The 18,080-nt window shown below is 45.5% G+C and carries 13 protein-coding genes; 10 read left to right on the forward strand and 3 right to left on the reverse strand.

The window, feature by feature from the left end; all coding sequences use genetic code 11:
• Positions 1-77: 77 nt before the first annotated feature.
• Positions 78-2,612 (forward strand): cation-translocating P-type ATPase, encoded by a 2,535-nt coding sequence (locus LAJLEIBI_RS02120; RefSeq protein ID WP_040435882.1) that lies wholly within the window; start codon positions 78-80, stop codon positions 2,610-2,612.
• 1 nt (position 2,613) lies between these two features.
• Complete coding sequence (locus LAJLEIBI_RS02125) at positions 2,614-3,774, forward strand: AI-2E family transporter (protein ID WP_006444690.1); 1,161 nt, start codon at positions 2,614-2,616, stop codon at positions 3,772-3,774.
• 56 nt (positions 3,775-3,830) lie between these two features.
• Here the strand turns inward: LAJLEIBI_RS02125 and LAJLEIBI_RS02130 are convergent, their stop codons facing one another.
• The 3 genes from LAJLEIBI_RS02130 to LAJLEIBI_RS02140 form a co-directional block, all read right to left on the reverse strand.
• Positions 3,831-4,805: a dipeptidase gene (locus tag LAJLEIBI_RS02130; RefSeq protein ID WP_006444689.1), complete on the reverse strand. Its 975-nt coding sequence runs from the start codon at positions 4,803-4,805 to the stop codon at positions 3,831-3,833.
• A gap of 37 nt (positions 4,806-4,842) precedes the next feature.
• Positions 4,843-6,078 carry a DUF819 family protein gene (locus LAJLEIBI_RS02135; RefSeq protein ID WP_006444688.1) on the reverse strand — a complete coding sequence of 412 codons (1,236 nt, stop codon included), beginning with the start codon at positions 6,076-6,078 and terminating at the stop codon, positions 4,843-4,845.
• Positions 6,079-6,237: 159 nt separating this feature from the next.
• Positions 6,238-6,606, reverse strand: a complete 369-nt coding sequence (locus LAJLEIBI_RS02140; protein WP_006444687.1) for a sporulation initiation factor Spo0A C-terminal domain-containing protein — start codon at positions 6,604-6,606, stop codon at positions 6,238-6,240.
• A 133-nt stretch (positions 6,607-6,739) separates the two neighbouring features.
• Here LAJLEIBI_RS02140 and LAJLEIBI_RS02145 point away from each other — a divergent pair, with 133 nt between their 5' ends.
• The 8 genes from LAJLEIBI_RS02145 to LAJLEIBI_RS02180 all read left to right on the forward strand — a co-directional run bounded on the left by LAJLEIBI_RS02145 (position 6,740) and on the right by LAJLEIBI_RS02180 (position 18,079).
• The gene (locus LAJLEIBI_RS02145) at positions 6,740-7,477 is read left to right on the forward strand and encodes a helix-turn-helix domain-containing protein (protein WP_050765560.1); all 738 of its coding nucleotides are present in this window, start codon (positions 6,740-6,742) and stop codon (positions 7,475-7,477) included.
• A gap of 247 nt (positions 7,478-7,724) precedes the next feature.
• Positions 7,725-8,969: a sugar ABC transporter substrate-binding protein gene (locus tag LAJLEIBI_RS02150; RefSeq protein ID WP_040435880.1), complete on the forward strand. Its 1,245-nt coding sequence runs from the start codon at positions 7,725-7,727 to the stop codon at positions 8,967-8,969.
• Between the two features lie 70 nt (positions 8,970-9,039).
• Entirely contained in the window at positions 9,040-9,924 is an 885-nt protein-coding gene (locus LAJLEIBI_RS02155) for a carbohydrate ABC transporter permease (RefSeq protein WP_006444683.1), read from the forward strand.
• 12 nt (positions 9,925-9,936) lie between these two features.
• The gene (locus tag LAJLEIBI_RS02160; protein ID WP_006444682.1) at positions 9,937-10,767 is read left to right on the forward strand and encodes a carbohydrate ABC transporter permease; all 831 of its coding nucleotides are present in this window, start codon (positions 9,937-9,939) and stop codon (positions 10,765-10,767) included.
• 18 nt (positions 10,768-10,785) lie between these two features.
• Positions 10,786-12,936, forward strand: coding sequence for a glycoside hydrolase family 3 N-terminal domain-containing protein (locus LAJLEIBI_RS02165; protein ID WP_006444681.1), 2,151 nt, complete (start codon positions 10,786-10,788; stop codon positions 12,934-12,936).
• A gap of 15 nt (positions 12,937-12,951) precedes the next feature.
• Positions 12,952-16,254 carry a GH36-type glycosyl hydrolase domain-containing protein gene (locus LAJLEIBI_RS02170; protein ID WP_040435879.1) on the forward strand — a complete coding sequence of 1,101 codons (3,303 nt, stop codon included), beginning with the start codon at positions 12,952-12,954 and terminating at the stop codon, positions 16,252-16,254.
• A gap of 12 nt (positions 16,255-16,266) precedes the next feature.
• A complete protein-coding gene (locus LAJLEIBI_RS02175) occupies positions 16,267-17,226 on the forward strand; it encodes a LacI family DNA-binding transcriptional regulator (protein ID WP_006444679.1) in 960 nt (319 codons plus the stop codon).
• A 226-nt stretch (positions 17,227-17,452) separates the two neighbouring features.
• A complete protein-coding gene (locus tag LAJLEIBI_RS02180; RefSeq protein ID WP_006444678.1) occupies positions 17,453-18,079 on the forward strand; it encodes a nucleoside recognition domain-containing protein in 627 nt (208 codons plus the stop codon).
• Position 18,080: the final 1 nt, after the last annotated feature.

Here is an 18,080-nt window from a genome sequence, read left to right on the forward strand (position 1 = left end):
GCAATAGAGGTCTCTTTTTATATACAGTTGGAAATAATAGAAGAGAGAGTCTCATTGCAGGAAAGAGAGGAAAACATATGCTGACAAGTGAACAGGCCAGGGTCAACCAGGAGAAATACGGTTTTAACGAGCTGGCAGAGGGTAAAAAGAAGAGTACGGTGAGAATTTTTCTCGAGCAGTTTGAGGATTTTCTCGTTATCATTTTGATTTTTGCGGCTATCGTATCCGGCTTTTTAGGAGATGGAGAAAGCGCGGCGGTCATTTTCGTGGTCATAACGATCAACGCTGTCCTGGGGACTGTGCAGACCGTGAAGGCGGAGCAGTCTTTAAAAAGTCTGAAACAGCTCTCTGCGCCGGAGGCTAAGGTCGTAAGAGACGGGGTGACGATCCGGATACCGTCCCGGGAGGTGACGGTGGGGGATGAAGTGATACTGGAGGCAGGCGACTGCGTGCCCGCGGACGGGCGGCTCCTTGAAGTGGCCAGTCTGAAGGCGGATGAAAGCGCCCTCACGGGTGAGAGCTTATCAGTGGAAAAATCGCTGGATGAAGTGCCGGAGGGAGCGGCGCTCGGAGACCAGACAAACCGGGTCTTTTCCGGAAGTTTTGTAACTTACGGGAGGGGAACCTTTGAGGTCACGGCAGTCGGAATGGAGACAGAAGTGGGCCGGATCGCCAGGCTTTTGAAAACGACGTCGGAGAAGAAGACTCCGCTTCAGATGAACCTGGATGATTTCGGCAGGAAACTCTCTGTCATAATCCTCATATTCTGTGGTATATTATTTGCAGTGAATGTCGTGCGGGGCGGTTCTGTGGCAGATGCGTTCCTCTTTGCGGTAGCGCTCGCGGTAGCGGCCATTCCGGAGGCGCTCAGTTCGATCGTCACCATCGTGCTTTCTTTCGGAACACAGAAGATGGCAAAGGAACATGCGATCATCCGCAGACTCCAGGCAGTCGAAGGACTCGGAAGCGTGTCTGTCATATGTTCGGACAAGACAGGTACGCTCACCCAGAACAAGATGACTGTGGAAGATTATTATGTGGATGGAAGGCGTGTGCCGGCAGAAGAGATAGATCTGTCTGTCTGTGATGAAAAGCAGCTGCTCGTATTCAGTATGCTCTGCAACGATTCGGTCAATACAGACGGACAGGAGATCGGGGACCCGACGGAGACGGCGCTGATCAATATCGGCAGCAGGCTCGGCGTGGATGCAGGCGACATAAGAAGCGCGTATCCAAGACGGTCTGAGATTCCCTTTGACAGCGGCCGCAAGCTGATGTCCACGCTGCATCAGATAGACGGAAGGAATCTCGTCGTCGTCAAAGGCGCCGTCGATGTACTTCTCGGACGAATGGACGCTGTAAAAACCGGTGAAACGGTCAGAGATATGACAGAGGAAGACCGTCTGGAGATCGAGAGACAGAATATGGAATTCTCAAGAGACGGACTGCGGGTGCTCGCTTTTGCCTATAAAGAAATGAAGGAAGAGCGCTCCCTTTCACTGGATGACGAGGACGGTCTCATTTTTCTCGGCCTCATATCCATGATGGACCCGCCGAGGGAAGAGTCAAAGGCAGCGGTTTCCGAGTGTAAGGCGGCCGGGATAAAGCCGGTCATGATCACCGGAGACCATAAAGTGACGGCAGCCGCGATCGCCAGAAAGACCGGCATACTGAAGGATGATTCCGAAGCCTGCGAAGGAGCGGTGATCGAGGATATGTCTGACGAAGAGCTGAGAGATTTTGTAGAGAAGATCTCAGTATACGCGAGAGTCTCCCCGGAACACAAGATAAGAATCGTGCGGGCGTGGCAGGAGAAAGGCAATATAGTGGCCATGACCGGGGACGGGGTGAATGACGCCCCTGCGCTGAAGCAGGCGGATATTGGCGTTGCCATGGGTATCACCGGTTCTGAGGTGTCTAAGGATGCCGCCTCCATGGTACTGACGGACGATAACTTTGCCACGATCGTCAAGGCAGTGGAAAACGGCAGAAATATTTACCAGAATATAAAGAATTCGATCCAGTTCCTTTTATCCGGCAACTTCGGCGCCATACTGGCCGTGCTGTATGCGTCCGCAGCCGGACTTCCGGTGCCGTTTGCGCCGGTACATCTGTTGTTTATCAACCTTTTGACGGACAGTCTTCCTGCTATTGCCCTCGGTCTTGAACCACATACGAAGAGTGTCATGCAGGAAAGGCCGCGGCCGATGAATGAATCGATACTGACAAGGAAGTATCTGCTCAGTATAGGCACAGAGGGACTGTGTATCGGGATCATGACCATGGCGGCATTTTATATCGGCTACAGGCACGGCAGCAGTGCCCTGGCCAGCACGATGGCATTCGGGACGCTCTGTACGAGCAGGCTCGTCCATGGTTTTAACTGTAAGTCCGGAAGGCCGGTACTGTTCACAAATAGATTTTTTAACAATATATATTTGATAGGGGCGTTTGCCCTCGGCCTGGTCCTGATCACCGGAGTTCTGATGATACCGGGGCTTCAGGGGATCTTTAAGGTAGTTACGCTGGACATGGGAGAGCTGCTCACTGTGTACGGCCTGGCGCTGCTGAATCTGCCGGTGATACAGCTGATGAAAAAGATAAGGAGTTAAGATGGAGTTTAGCAAAGAGAGTGTAAAGAAGATCAGAGGACTTATCATATTTACGGCGATCGTCGTATTATGTCTTTGGGAGTATAATAAAGTATTTGATATACTTGCGTTTGTGTTTCACATTTTGTTTCCGTTCATCCTCGGCGGGGCGATCGCGTTTGTGCTCAATGTGCCCATGAATTTTGTGGAACGTCACCTGTTTGGGAGCGATAAGGTGCGCAAGAGCAAGGTGTTGTCAAAGATGGCAAGACCGGTCAGTATGCTTATTGTGCTGCTGCTTGTTTTCAGTGTCATCGGGATCGTTATGTTCATACTGATCCCGCAGCTTGGAAGAACCTTTGCCAATCTGGGGGAGAGTATACAGGCATTTATACCGAGGGTGCAGACGCGGGCCGCAGACCTGTTCCACAACAATAAGGAAGTAATGAAATGGGTGAACGACCTGGAGTTTGACTGGAATAAAGTTATGGATGCGGGGATCGAGTTTTTCCGCAGCGGCGCAGGGAGCGTCCTTGACTCGACGATCACCGCGGCGAAGAGTATTGTGAGCGGAATAGCCACATTCTTCATAGCGTTTGTATTTGCCTGTTATGTTCTGCTTCAGAAAGAGAAGCTGAATATACAGGCGAAAAAGGTGCTCTTTGCTTTTGTGAGAAGGGGAAGGGCGGAAGCGGCCCTGGAAGTTTTCTCGCTGACTTACAGTACCTTTTCCAGCTTTCTCACCGGACAGTGTGTGGAAGCAGTCATACTGGGGGGGATGTTCGTTGTGTCCATGGCGCTGTTCCGGCTTCCGTACGCGCTGCTTGTCGGTATTGTGATCGCGTTTACCGCACTCATACCAATCTTCGGCGCCTTCATCGGGTGCGCGGTAGGCGCTTTCCTGATATTTATGGTGGATCCGGTGAAGGCGCTTGTGTTCGTGGCGCTCTTTCTTGTGCTCCAGCAGATCGAGGGCAATCTGATCTATCCGCACGTAGTCGGTAATTCCGTCGGGCTGCCGTCCATATGGGTGCTGGCGGCGGTGAGCATCGGGGGCAGCCTGATGGGGATCGTCGGTATGCTCATCTTCATACCTGTCGTTTCCGTCGTCTATGCGCTGTTCCGCGAGATCGTGTACCTGAAGCTGAGACAGAAAAGAGTGGAGCCGGGGTCGATAAAATAGACCGCTATATGCATAAAAAAGGCACAGCCGGTGTGGCTGTGCCTTTTAGTCTGTTGTTATTTGATGACCTCTCGAATAATACGGTGCCAGTTCTTGTGAGATATTTTATCGATCTCTTCGTTACTAAATCCGACACGTTTCATTTCTTCAATGACATTTGGAACTTTGGAAGCGTCCTCCAGACCGATCGTGTAAGGGTTGGCCTGGCTGCTGAATGAGCTCAGCGTATCTCCGCATAAAAACTCGGAAAAGTCGAAGCCGAAGCCGACGTGGTCGATTCCCATCAGTTCTACCATACGAACGAGATGCTTTACCAGATTTCCGACTGTCTGTTCTGACTCCACATCATGTACGAATTCGTTAAAGGAATTCAGACCGACGATGCCGCCTGTCCTGGCCAGTTCCTTCAACTGTTCATCGGTGAGATTCCGGCGCTGGTTGCACAGAGCCCTGCAGTTGGAATGTGTGGCAACGACAGGTCCGTCCGCCGCCCGCAGCAGATCCCAGAAAGACGCGTCGTTTAGATGAGACACATCGAGAATCATTCCAAGATCCTGAATCTTCTTCACTGCTCTCCGGCCTGTATCCGTAAGTCCGCGTTCAGGATTCCCCAGTGCTCCTGTTGCCAGCGGATTCTCTTCGTTCCACGTAAGGCCGGCATGTCTGGCCCCGAACTGATAGAATTCGTCAATCAGATCCAGGTCTTCACCGATACTTTTTAATCCTTCCAGCCCGATGAAGGCATACATCCTGCCTTCATCCCGGGCTTTCATCATATCATCGTAAGAACGCGCCACTTTTAATATATCCGCACAGTCAGGTTCTTCATGGGCGATCGCCTCCATCATCTGACGCGTGCGCTTAAGCGGCTCTTTATCGAAAGGTGGATCATTCCAGATTACAAATATTCCGCCTTCGATCTGACCTTTTTTCAGACGCTCATAGTGGTATTTGCGGAAAATATCAGATTCCCCGTCAAGATAGTGGTGCGTCACATCGGTCCAGATATCAGAATGTGCATCAAAATTCATAACTCAAAGTCCCCTTTCTGTTTTTAGTTTAGTATTCTTATATTCCGAGAATACTTCCGACGATCAGTCCAAAGTAGGTTCCGAGAACATATCCGAGTGTACCGATAAGTACGATCGGTCCTACCAGCTTTGTCCAGCCTTTGGATACTGCCATGGCAACAGCCGTCGTAGGTCCGCCGATATTGGCGTTGGATGCAAGGATGATGTCCTCAAGGTTGAACTTAAGAAGCTTGCCTGCCACAAGGCTGAATACCATGTTGACCGCTACAACGATCGCCGCGAATACGAGCAGTAACGGAGAGTTCCTGATGATAAGCGGTACAGATGCAGGAACACCGATCACAAAGAAGAACAGGTAGATCAGGAAGGTACCCAGCTCCTGTGTCCCCTTGATGTTGCCGAAAAAGCCAGGTGCAAATGTTGCGCAGAGCATGGCGATGGTCGTGATCCACAGGTACATGTTGCCAAACAGCGTGTTCACGATCTGCAGGAATGGATTGGATGTCGGGATCACGCTTCCAAGTCCGGTCGCGATGATGTTGGATAACGCAACGATCACAAACGCGGTTGCAGCTGCAAGGGCGATGTCTCTTAAGGAGATCTCTTTTCTTCCCCAGAAAGCAGAAGCGTTTGTCTCGTTGTCTTTCAGGTTGCTGCCCGCTGCCTCTACTTCATCCACGTAAGGATGTTTGAAGTGTTTGCGGAAGAAACCGATGGACGGCATTGCGATCAACAGGAAGAAATACAATACCATAAGTAAGTTGTCTGCTACAGTCGCGGCGGAGATCATCTCTCCGGATACGTCGAATGCGGCGCCGAGGGCTGCGAAATTAACAGTACCGCCGATGTAAGTTCCGGTAAATACTCCTGCAAGTCCTCCCAGTTCCGGAATAAATTTGTTGAGCGCCGTGTAAGCGAGCAGTGCTCCGCAGGCGGTACCTACGGAACCGATCAGGAAGATGATCAGGATACGCCCTGAATCTTTTCCTATCTTTCTCATGTCACACTGCAGCAGCAGCAGAGGGATGGAAAGCGGTACTACAAATCCCCACACAACGTCCCATACAGGAGCGTCCATAGGAATGATACCAAAGTTGGATAAAACGATGGCGAAGATAAGAGCGATGATAGCTCCCGTCATTTTTGCCGCCCATTTATACCTCTGTTCCAGATAAATTGCAGCAGCGGCGCCTGTGGCACAGATAGCCCAGAGCACCCATGTGTTGTCCTTGCCTACAAGCGGATTGCTTAAGTCGAAAATATGTCCCCACATACTCTCTTCCTCCTTTCATTTTGCGTGTTTTCTGAATAATTTTCGTCAATTGTTGAAAATTGAACTAAACTTAGTATATATAATCTGTCTAAAAAAGTCAATAATTGTAGGAAAAAGCGAAAAAAAATAAATGTTCAAATTGGAATTGTGAGAAATTTATCACAAAAAAAGAATGGTATGTGTCAGTAGGGCAATAAACTGTGCGTTTGTGGGCCGTTCGTCAGAAAAACAGTTGGTCAGTTCCTGGTAGGTCATTCGGGCGTGTGAATGCCAGAGTATATCGATGGAAGTGCGGATGGCCCTCTCAACGGCAGCAGCGCTCGTATTGTAATTACCGGCTATAAACGGATACAATTTCTTTGTTATCCCGGTAAGGTATTCCGTGTCATTGATACAGAGCGACAGCGCGCATTTCAGGTACAGATATCCTTTCAGCTTGGGAGAGATCTCCAGCCGGTTCAGCAGAAGAGTCAGACGGCGGTTGAGCCGGATGTCTATTGGTGTCCACGTGTAAATGTTGTCAGTCATGACGTTCCCCTCTCTTTTTTGAACAATTTGCTTAATAAAATAGTAACAATAAGTCTGATTATAGGAAATATGTTATAATAAATCAATATTGACGTAAGGCCGAAAATTTCCAATAATGGAAAGGTGGAGAAATGTGAAGAACGAAAAAATAAAGCTCATAATGCAGAAAAGGGGGTTTACATTTGAAGACCTGGCATGGCTGAGCGGGGTCCCGTACAGCACCCTGACAAAGATCGGGAGCGGCGCTACAGAGAATCCGGGCTTTGCCGCCATGGAAAGGATAGCAAAGGTACTGGACTGCTCTCTGGATGAGTTTACAGACCGGGAACCGATGGTGCCGTACGATTATGCAGATTACGTATACAGGTTCAAAAAGCTGCCCGATAATATGAAAGAATATATCAAATACACCATTGACAGCGAGTACGATCAGATGATACACAGCGCGTCCAGTGAGAAGATAAAAATAAAATGTTTTGAGTTTACGAATATAGTAGGGGGCCTGGCGCAGTATGACAGCAGGATAGAAAGGGATATCATGGTCAGCAGCAATGAGATAAGCCGGGCGTGTACGTTCTGTGTATATCTGAGCACGCACGTACTTTTTCCGAAGTTCCCGGAGGGCAGTCTGCTCGGCTTCCGCTATGATGACGACTATGATCCGAAAAACGGGGAGATATGGATCATTATGCGGGGAGGATTTTTGTTCATGGGAAGAGTGTATAAGAGGAACAGGGATATATATGTAAAGGCGCTGAACGGGACGATAGACCACTGGCATATCAATTCCCACACACAGTATAAGAGGATCGGAAGGCTGGTCGGGGTGCTGAGGGAAGGGGAAGTGGATATGCCGGAAGACGTCCGGTAGGCAAAGAAAGAAGAAGGAACTGCAGGGCGGGATCCCTTACGTTTGAAAACCTATTAATACAAAAGGTTAAACGTTTCTATAAAGATATAATGTGAAATATGCACTAAAATAAAGCGGATAATATATAATTTATAGACAAAAAGCATTGTTTTGTAAAAAAGTTGAAGATTTTTTGTTGAAAATCGCATTGACATACAGTATAATCATTAATAGAAACGTTTCACTACGCCAAAAGGAGGAAAATGATATGAAATTGTTAAAGAAAATCGGATTATTTACACTTTCGGCTACATTAATGATAGGAGGACTTTCGGGCTGCGCCGCTGATTCCAAAAAGAGTGGAAATGAAAAGGGCCAGGTACTTAAGATCTGGGGGATGGGTGAAGAAGTAAAGCAACTATCTAAAATGACGGATAAATTCACGGAGGAAACAGGAATAGAGGTTGATATCCAGTCAATACCATGGGCAAACGCTCATGATAAGTTACTTACCGCGGTGGCTTCTAAGGAAGGACCGGATGTTTTACAGATGGGGACAACCTGGATGGCAGAGTTCCAGGAGGCCGGAGCGCTTACCGACCTTACTGAATATATGAAGGATTCGGATACTATGAACCCTGAAAATTTTTTCGAAGGTTCGGTAAATACAACATTATTTGATGGTAAGTATTATGGAGTACCGTGGGCAGCGGAGACAAGGGTATTATATTATCGGACAGATTTGCTGGCAGATGTTGGATATCCGGAAGGGCCAAAAACATGGGATGAATTAGAAGATGCTGCAAAAAAGTTAACAGAGCGTGGTGAAGGTAAGTACGGAATAAGTATTGACGCGAATGAACAATCTCTTGGTTTTATGTTCGCACGTCAAAATGGTTCGGCATTGATCAAAGATAATAAGCCATTGTTTGATCAACCGGAATTCGTTGAGGGAATTGGTTTTTTGACGGGATTGATCGAAAAAGGCTATGCGCCAAAACAGAATTTGGGAATTGAAGTGAATCAATCTTTTTCCGGTGATGCAATTTTACCAATGTTTATAAGCGGTCCTTGGATGGCAAAAACAATTAACGATACGGTACCGGATGTTGAAGGAAAGTGGGCGGTTGCATTATTACCGGCAAAGGAGAATAATATCTCTTCAATGGGAGGTTCTAACCTGACTGTTTTTGAGCATTCCAAAATGAAAGAGGAGGCAGTAAAATTTATTGAGTTTATGTCTCGTTCAGAAAATCAGATCGAATGGATGAAGTTGACAAATGCATTGCCGGTAGTAACGGCAGCATGGGATTCGGAAGACTTTAACGATGATTTTTATAAGGTGTTGAGAGAACAGTTAGACAATTCTGAGCCTATGCCTCTGATCCCGGAATTTGAAGAAATCGCACAGACATACTTGAAACATTTTGAACAGGTGGTAGTTGGAGGAGCGGATCTACAACAGGAGATGGACTCCTTTAATGAAAAAGCGGAAGCACTACTCAACAAATAAATAGGTTGATAAAGAGATTATCACGTCCGATAATCTCTTTATTATTAGAATTTAAGAAGGAGTAGATGAAATGAAAAAGACTAAAGCCCCCTATTTTTTCATAGCCCCGGCTTTAATTTTATTATTACTGTTTTCTATTATTCCGATCTTCGTAGCGCTAATAATTAGTTTTACCGATATGAGCCTGGTGGGATTAGCTGATTGGTCGAAAATTAATTTCACCATATTTGAAAACTACAAGGAAATTGCCGCTGATCCGGTTTTCTGGCAGTCAATTAAGAATACGCTTTTTTACGTTATTTTGGGAGTCCCTTTGATAATCGTACTTTCGATGCTGTTAGCATTAGCTATTAACTATGGAGATAATAAGATTTTTTTGCTTTTTCGAATTATTTTTTATACCCCTGCGATTACTAACGTTGTAGCTGTGGCAATCGTTTTCAGCTATTTATATAATGCGGATTTTGGTTTTTTAAATTATCTTTTATCCCTATTCAATATGGATCATGTTCCATGGTTAAACGACCCTGTAACTGCAAAAGTATCAATGGTCATACTCGGGGTGTGGCGCGCGGTTGGCGCAAACATGTTGATCTTCCTGGCAGCCCTGCAGGGGATTCCGAAAGAACTGAATGAGGCGGCATCGTTGGATGGAGCCAATCGGTTTAAACAGATTTGGCATATCACATTGCCGTCACTTAGTTTTTCGATTTTCTTTGTCACCGTAACAACTTTGATTGGCTGGCTGCAGTTCTTTGAAGAACCATTTGTAATGACAAAAGGCGGGCCGCTGGATGGAACTACCTCAATCGCACTATTTATTTACCGTAATGGTTTTCAATATAGTAAGTTTGGTTATGCGGCGGCAGGATCGTTTATTTTATTTATAGCGATCATTGTGATTACTATGATACAGTTCCGAATACAAAAAAAGAATGAAGAAGTGGGTTTTTAGGGAGGGATCGATATGAATAAAAGAACAAGAGCTGCAGTTTTCTGTAAAACTGTACTGGCAGTGATCTTAATGCTTGGAGCTTTGGTATGGATACTTCCATTTGTTTGGATGATCTTGTCTTCGTTTAAAACCGATTTAGAAATCATGCAGTTTCCTCCCAGTTTGATACCGGAGAATCCAATTTGGGACAATTTCAAAGATTTGTTTCAATCATTCGATTTTTTACTGTATCTTAAAAATACACTAATTGTTGTGGTCTGCTCATTTGGCGGCATGCTGCTCAATGCAATGGCTGGCTTCGGGTTTGCTAAATATAAGTTTAAAGGCCGTGAGACATTGTTTTATCTGGTATTGGCAACAATGATGATACCTGGGCAGGTAATTATGATCCCCGTTTACTTGATCATGAACGGATTAGGATTAACCAATACGATGCCGGGAATTGTTTTGCCGGGTTTAGTCGGAGCGTATGGAATATTTCTCTTTCGTCAGTTTATTTCCAATATTTCAGATGAATTATTGGCGGCGGCTAGAATCGATGGAGCCAGCGAATGGTATATTTTTACCCGAATTATCCTGCCGGTATCCAAGCCGATTCTGGCTGTCCAGGGAATCACTACATTTATTGGCGGATGGAACTCATTCTTGTGGCCGCTGATCATGGCAAATGAAGAAAAACTATATACCCTTTCCGTCGGTCTGCAATTGCTGAAAGGACAGTATACGACTAACTATGCGCTGCAAATGGCAGGGTCTTCTTTTATGGTAGTACCGATCGTAATTGTATTTATCTTTTTGCAAAAATATATTCTGCAGGGTTACAATGTATCAGGTAATAAATAGAGATTTGGGAGAAACTTAATGAAGCAGGATGGATTAGTAAGATTATTGGAATCAATGACGATGGATGAAAAAATCAATCAATTAATCCAGTTAGCAGCAACCTTTTATAGTGAAGACAGCAAAGAGAATACCGGACCAATAAGAGAAGTGGGATTAACGGAAGAGAATGTATGGAATGCCGGATCAATTTTAGGGCAGTCAGGTGCTGCAGAGTCAATAAAGATTCAGCGAAAGTATATGGAAAAGCACCGGTTAGGTGTGCCGGTTTTGTTCATGGCGGATGTTATTCATGGGTTCCGGACGATCTTCCCGATTCCGCTTGCTTTGGGCTGCAGCTGGGATCTGGAAATGGCTGAAAAGGTTGCGGAGATCTCAGCCCGGGAGGCATCTGTTTCCGGAGTTCATGTAGTGTTTTCGCCAATGGCGGATTTGGTCAGAGATCCCAGGTGGGGCCGCGTAATGGAGTCGACTGGTGAAGATCCTCTGCTAAACAGCTTTTTTGCAACGGCATTTGTTAAGGGCTATCAGGGAAAAGACCCTGGCAAAGAGCCTGAACGTGTGGCAGCCTGTGTCAAACACTATGCCGGGTATGGCGCGGTAAGCGGCGGCCGTGAGTACAATACCGTTAATATGTCGGAGCGGCAGCTGCGGGAAAGCTATTTAAGTGCTTATCATGCGGCAATTGAAGCGGGTGTAAAGGTAGTTATGACATCTTTCAATACTGTTGACGGTATTCCGGCAACGGGGAACGCCTGGCTGCTTCGCAGGCTTTTACGGGAGGAGCAGAAGTTTGAGGGGATCATTATATCAGACTGGGGGGCCGTCGAGGAACTAACGGTACACGCTGTGGCAAAAGACCGCAAAGAAGCGGCGCTGCTGGCTCTTAAAGCAGGTGTTGATATTGAAATGATGACCAGTTGCTACGCCCATCATCTTGAGGAATTGGCGGCAGAAGAACCTTCGTTGGAAACATTACTTGATCAGGCGGTTATGCGGGTACTAAAGCTCAAAAATGATCTGGGTTTATTTGAAGATCCGTTTCGCGGGGCTGATCCCGAGAAAGAAGAGAGGATAGTTCTTTGCCAGGAACACCGTCAAGTGGCCAGAGAGGCGGCGCTAAAGTCAATTGTTTTACTAAAAAATGATGGTATTTTACCAGTGAAAGAAGGCGTACAAGTAGCGGTTATCGGGCCTGGAGCGGCATCTAAGGATATTCTTGGAGCATGGTCGTGGCAGGGAAGAACGCAGGAAGCTGTTTCGATGATAGAAGGCGCTAAAAAGATCGATCCAAAGATTCTGACAGGATCGGAGCCGTTTGATTACATCGCGCCTTCTGCAAAAGCGGTGTCAGAAGCGGTGCAATTAGCTGAGCGGTCGGAGGTAGTGATCCTGGCCCTGGGAGAACCGGCGTGGATGAGTGGTGAGGCTGCCAGCCGCAGTGACATTCGGCTGCCGGAGAGTCAATTGGAATTCTTCCGGAAGGTTAGAAAGATAAATAAAAATGTCATTGTTGTTCTTTATAACGGCCGCCCCCTTGATCTGCAGGGTATTAATGATGCAAATGGCATTGTTGAAGCCTGGTTTCCCGGGACCGAGGGCGGGCATGCTCTTGCAGAAGTATTATGGGGAAAATTTAATCCGTGTGGGCGGTTGTGCATGTCATTTCCGGAGCAGGCGGGACAGCTCCCGATTTACTATAATGCGGATAATACAGGACGCCCGGCTGGAATATCAGCGGAACCTAAATATATATCAAAATATTTGGATGTTGCCAATGAAGCAAAATACGCTTTTGGCTTTGGTTTAAGTTATAGTGAATTTCATTATGGCCAGTTAGTGCTAGATAAGAATGTGTTAGCCTCAGACGGCAGGATTTCAGCTACTATCGAGGTGGAAAACCGTTCAAAGGCTGATGGCCTGGAGACAGTACAATTGTATATTCGTGATCTCGTTGGCGAGGTGGTTCGTCCGATAAAAGAATTAAAGGATTTTCGGAGGCTGGCTCTGCCGGCGGGACAAAAATGTAAGGTGACATTTACAATTGAAGAATCAATGTTGCGTTATTTCCATTCTGATCAAAGCTTTACTAGTGATGCCGGCGAATTTGATGTGATGATTGGGCCTGACAGTGCAAACTTGACAACGCAGCGGTTTAGATTAATAAAGTAAATTGGGATGGTATTTATGGAACAGAATAAGATTATTTTAAAAAAAGATGGTCTATCTGCGGTATTCTTGAAGAATGGTGACCTTTACCAACTTTGTAAGAATGAGATAATGATCAATCAGCTAAATGGGAATAACTTGGACGGTAGTGTGAATCAGATATACTTGCGAATACTAGAAAAAGGACAGATCTTTGCCGTTCCTTTGACTGGTTCTAATTCAAAAAGTGAATTTTGGTATGATCAGAATCAGCTTAGCTGGAGCGGAAGTTATGCCGGTGTAATATATCAAGTGGATTTTGTGATCGGTTCCGCCAATACGTGGTTCTGGAGAGTCAATTTAAGTGGCAGTGGTCAAAGGGCCGATCTGTTGTTTGGACAGGACTTGGGGATTGCTGCAAAAGCGATGATTAAAGCGAATGAAGCTTACGTGTCACAGTATATTGACCATCATATAACAACTGATTCCCACGGTTACGTGATTTCTTCCCGACAGAATCAACAACAGAGCGGCTGTAACCCGGTGGTTGAGCATGGATGCCTTAACCGGACAACGGGATTTTCAACGGACGGCTATCAGTTTTTTGGCAATGATTATAAGAAATGCGATAAACCGCGGGCTTTGTGTCAAAGCAAGCTGGATAATGAAGTCTATCAGTATGAATTTGCTTATTCAGCATTACAGACGGATTTGTTGGAATTACATGAAAATCAAATGGAAACAATAGTTTTCTATGGAATGGTGTGCGATGATCACCCGAAGGCGGTCGAAGCGCCAATTGGAAAGCGGAGCGAAGTCTTATCGCTTTTTGAACAAATATGTTTTGCCAAACCTGGTCAAGGAAGACATATTAATAAGCAAATTGGTGAGGTTTTAACCGGTCTGTCATTAAATGATACGGAACTGGAGCAATTATTTTCTAAACGAGTTCAAGTAGAACGAGATAATGATACAATATTATCTTTTTTCACGGATCATTATCATCATGTTGTGTTAAAGGAGAAGGAATACCGCATGGAACGCTCGCATGGACAGATCATTCTGAGTGGAACGGACTTGATCGTGGATCGGCCATTGATGAGCAGCACCCTATATATGAGTGGTATTTTTAATTCCCAGATTGCGTTAGGCAATACTTCAATGAATAAACTGCTTAGTAATAGTCGTAATGCTCTGAATGTTCAGAAACTCAGCGGGCAACGAATATATCTGAAAGCACAGGATGAATGGCAGCTTCTAACGATGCCGTCTGCATTTGAGATTGCGTTAAATTCGGCGACATGGTATTATAAACTGGTCGATGATATGCTTACTATAACAACGTACTGCCTGAGTGATGCAAGAGAAATCAGAACCGAAATCTCCAGTCAATCAGGACGTTTGTATGATTTTGCAATTACCAATCATATCATTATGAATGCAGAAGATGAAAGTCCTGAATACGAGATGACCGAGGAACAGGACTATATAAAGATAACCGCGGCAGGCAAGAGTAGTATTGCAAAAAAATATCCGGATCTAACTTATTACTTTAAACCAGATGTGCCTTACCAACTAAAGAGTGAGAATATGTTTGGTGTTGATACAGAAGTACCGGAGCTTATGGTTTTGTTGATTGAGAAGCAGCCAAAAGTTACGGTAAGGATTCAGGGAAGTATAACCGGAGAAGCATTTAAAGAATATTCCACATCTCACTTTAAAGAGGATTCAGCATATGTAAAACATATTGATGATCTTTTAAATGGTCTGGAGTTAGAACATCCTGTTCAGCCGGTCGGGCATATAAACATTTTAACCAGGTGGTATACACAGAATATGCTGGTCCATTATCTTTCGCCCCACGGATTAGAACAATATGGTGGCGCGGCATGGGGAACCAGAGATGTATCGCAGGGGCCGGCCGAGTTTTTTATGGCAGTAAATCGTCCGGATATTGTGAGATCCATTATCAAGGTGGTGTATGGAAATCAATTTTTTGATGATGGAAATTGGCCGCAATGGTTTATGTTTGACCATTATGAAGAAGAGAGGGCGGATGAAAGCCACGGTGATATCATTGTCTGGCCGTTAAAGATGGCGGCAGATTACTTAGAAAAGACTGGTGATGACCAGATTTTATATGAACAGATCGCTTACACAGATAGAGATACCTATCATAAAACAGAACTAAGCGAAAGCCTGTTTGAGCATATGAAAAAGCAAATTAGTTATATTGAAGATAACTTCCTGCCGGGAACCTGTTTATCATGTTATGGAGATGGTGACTGGGATGACACCTTGCAGCCGTATGACCCAAACATGAAAAAGAATATGGCCAGCAGCTGGACAGTGGCATTGACATATCAGACGGTTATCAAATTAGGGCAGGTGTTAAAGGAGTCTGGTAACAGCTACGGCGGGTATCTGATTGGTTTAGCGTCAAAAATTAAAGGAGATTTCCGGAGATATATGCTTGCCACCGGTACGCTTCCCGGATTCGTCTACCGTGAGAGTGAGGATAAGCTGCAACTCATGATTCATCCTCAAGACCGGAAGTCGGGCATTAAATACCGGCTTTTACCAATGACACGAAGCATCATAGCCGAACTTCTGACAGAAGAAGAAGCCCGGCATCACTATAAGATCATCAAGGATCATCTTGAATATCCGGATGGGGTGCGTCTGATGAGCAGACCGGCAGAGTACCATGGCGGCGTCTGTACATATTTTAAGCGGGCAGAGCAGGCGGCAAACTTTGGCCGGGAAGTTGGGTTAAATTATATCCATGCGGATATTCGTTATGCGGAGGCGATGGCCAAAATGGGAATTGGAGAAGCTGCCTGGCGAACGATGGAAAATATCAATCCGATTCAGATCCGCCATAGAGTTCCAGGTGCGATGCTGCGTCAGGCAAATGCCTATTTCAGCAGTTCAGATGGAAACTTTAAGACCAGATATGAAGCGGATCAAAAGTTTGAACAACTAAAAGATGGAACGATCGGTGTGAAAGGCGGATGGCGGATATACTCTAGTGGTCCGGGTATATACTTAAATCAGCTCATCTCAAACCTGTTGGGAATACGTGTAAATGTAGATTCTGTAATCTTTGACCCAATACTGCCGGATGCTTTGTCTGGATTAACGATTCATTATCGCATTTTCAGCCAAAAGGTCAAGATTGTCATTCATTCTGATCGTCAGAAACGTAAAATTGTAATTGCAGGAAAAGAAGTTCCCTTTTTAGAGCAGGTATATGCGTACCGCTCCGGGGGAATGATTTTGAATCGGGAAGTGCTTGAACAATGTTTGGATTCAAGTGATATTATAGAAATTTATTGTTAGGAGTGGAGTGAAATGGTAGGAATCAAAGATATTGCGAAAACGGCAGGTGTTTCGATTTCTACGGTTTCTTATGCCTTAAATGGAAGTAATAAGGTAACGGAAGAAACGAGACAACGAATCGAGCAGATCGCGGCAGAGCTAAATTACGTTCCCAATATGGCGGCGCGCACCTTAAAGAGGCAGCAAACTAACATAATTGCTGTGTATATATCAGATTATGGCGGCAGTTTCTATAGCGAATTAATGGAGGGTATTAAACAGGGATTAAATGCGTTTGACTATGAGATAATCGTTTGCAGCGGTCAGAAATCACATTTATTTTTGCCGGAGCGGATGGTGGACGGCGGCATTATTTTAGACTGGACTTTTAAAAATGAGGAAATCATCAATTTTGCTGATCGGGGACATCCGATCGTGGTACTTGACCGGGAGATAGAAAATAAAAATATATGTAGAGTGCTGTTAGACAATAAAGCTGGCGCTACTTTGGCGATAGAACAATTAGTAGCGGCAAGGACGGATAAAGTATATTTGGTTTCCGGGCCTAAAAAGGGTTTTGACAGTATTCAACGATTAGAGGCGAGTGTTACCGAGTTAAACCGTTACCATATTGATTTTGAGGTAATAGTTGGTGATTTTACTCAAGAGTCGGGTTATCATGCGGCGTATCAGATCATGGAAAGGAAGCCGCAATTTCCAATCTACATTTTTTCGTTTAATGACGAAATGGCAATCGGTATTTATCGGTATTTTACGGAGCGCGGTAAGATAATAGGGAAAGATGTTCGTATAATAGGGTTTGATAATACTGATATCGGCGCGTATATTACCCCTAGATTAGCTACGATCTCATATTCAAAGCACCGGTGGGGCTTAGTTGCGGCTGAGAAAATAGTTCAGCTGATCGAAGGCAAGAAAGCGGCAGATGAAGTCATCTGCACAACTTACATTCAGGGAGAGTCTTTTCGATAGAGGGATATAGGTGGTGAACAAAGGACAGGGCGTTAAATAAGCATAAACAATGAAAGGGAAATATTAGAGTGGAAAGTTCGACTACAGAACTTTCCGCTTTTTTTTGCTTTGCAGATATGCACGCAGCCGGCATACTGTCTGCTTCAGCGACTCGTGTGTGCTCTCAAACATATAATACTGCGGCCCGGCATAGGATATAAAGATATTACGTAGATGGAATGATTATATGCTGAATTATCTTTGGGCAGGAATGATACTGCTGGGCATTATATTTGCCGCGTGCACCGGCAGAATGCCGGATGTGACCAATGCCGCCATAGACTCGTCCAAGGAGGCGATCACGCTCTGTATCACGATGATGGGCGTAATGTCTTTCTGGGTAGGATTGATGGAGATTGCCACAAAGGCAGGGATCATAAAGAGCGTATCGAAAAGAATGCGTCCCATTATCCGCTTTCTCTTTCCGCGGCTTCCGATCGACCATCCGGCAGTGGAACATATCACGACAAATATGATCGCAAATATCCTGGGGCTTGGGTGGGCCGCCACTCCCGCGGGATTAAAGGCCATGGACAGTCTGGCGGAGCTTGAACGGGAGAGGGGCAATCCAGAATACCAGGACAAAAAAAGACTGCTTGGAGGTGTGTCTAAGGGACGCACGGCAAGCAATGAGATGTGTACGTTTCTGATTATCAATATCTCGTCTCTGCAGCTCATACCGGTCAATATTATCGCGTACCGGAGCCAGTACGGAAGTGTCAATCCGGCGGCTATAGTGGGAGCGGCCATTGTGGCAACGGGCGTAAGTACGCTGGCAGGTATCATATATGCAAAGCTGATGGACAGAAAGTGAG

It is taken from the genome of [Clostridium] hylemonae DSM 15053, assembly GCF_008281175.1.
Taxonomy (GTDB): Bacteria; Bacillota; Clostridia; order Lachnospirales; family Lachnospiraceae; genus Extibacter; species Extibacter hylemonae.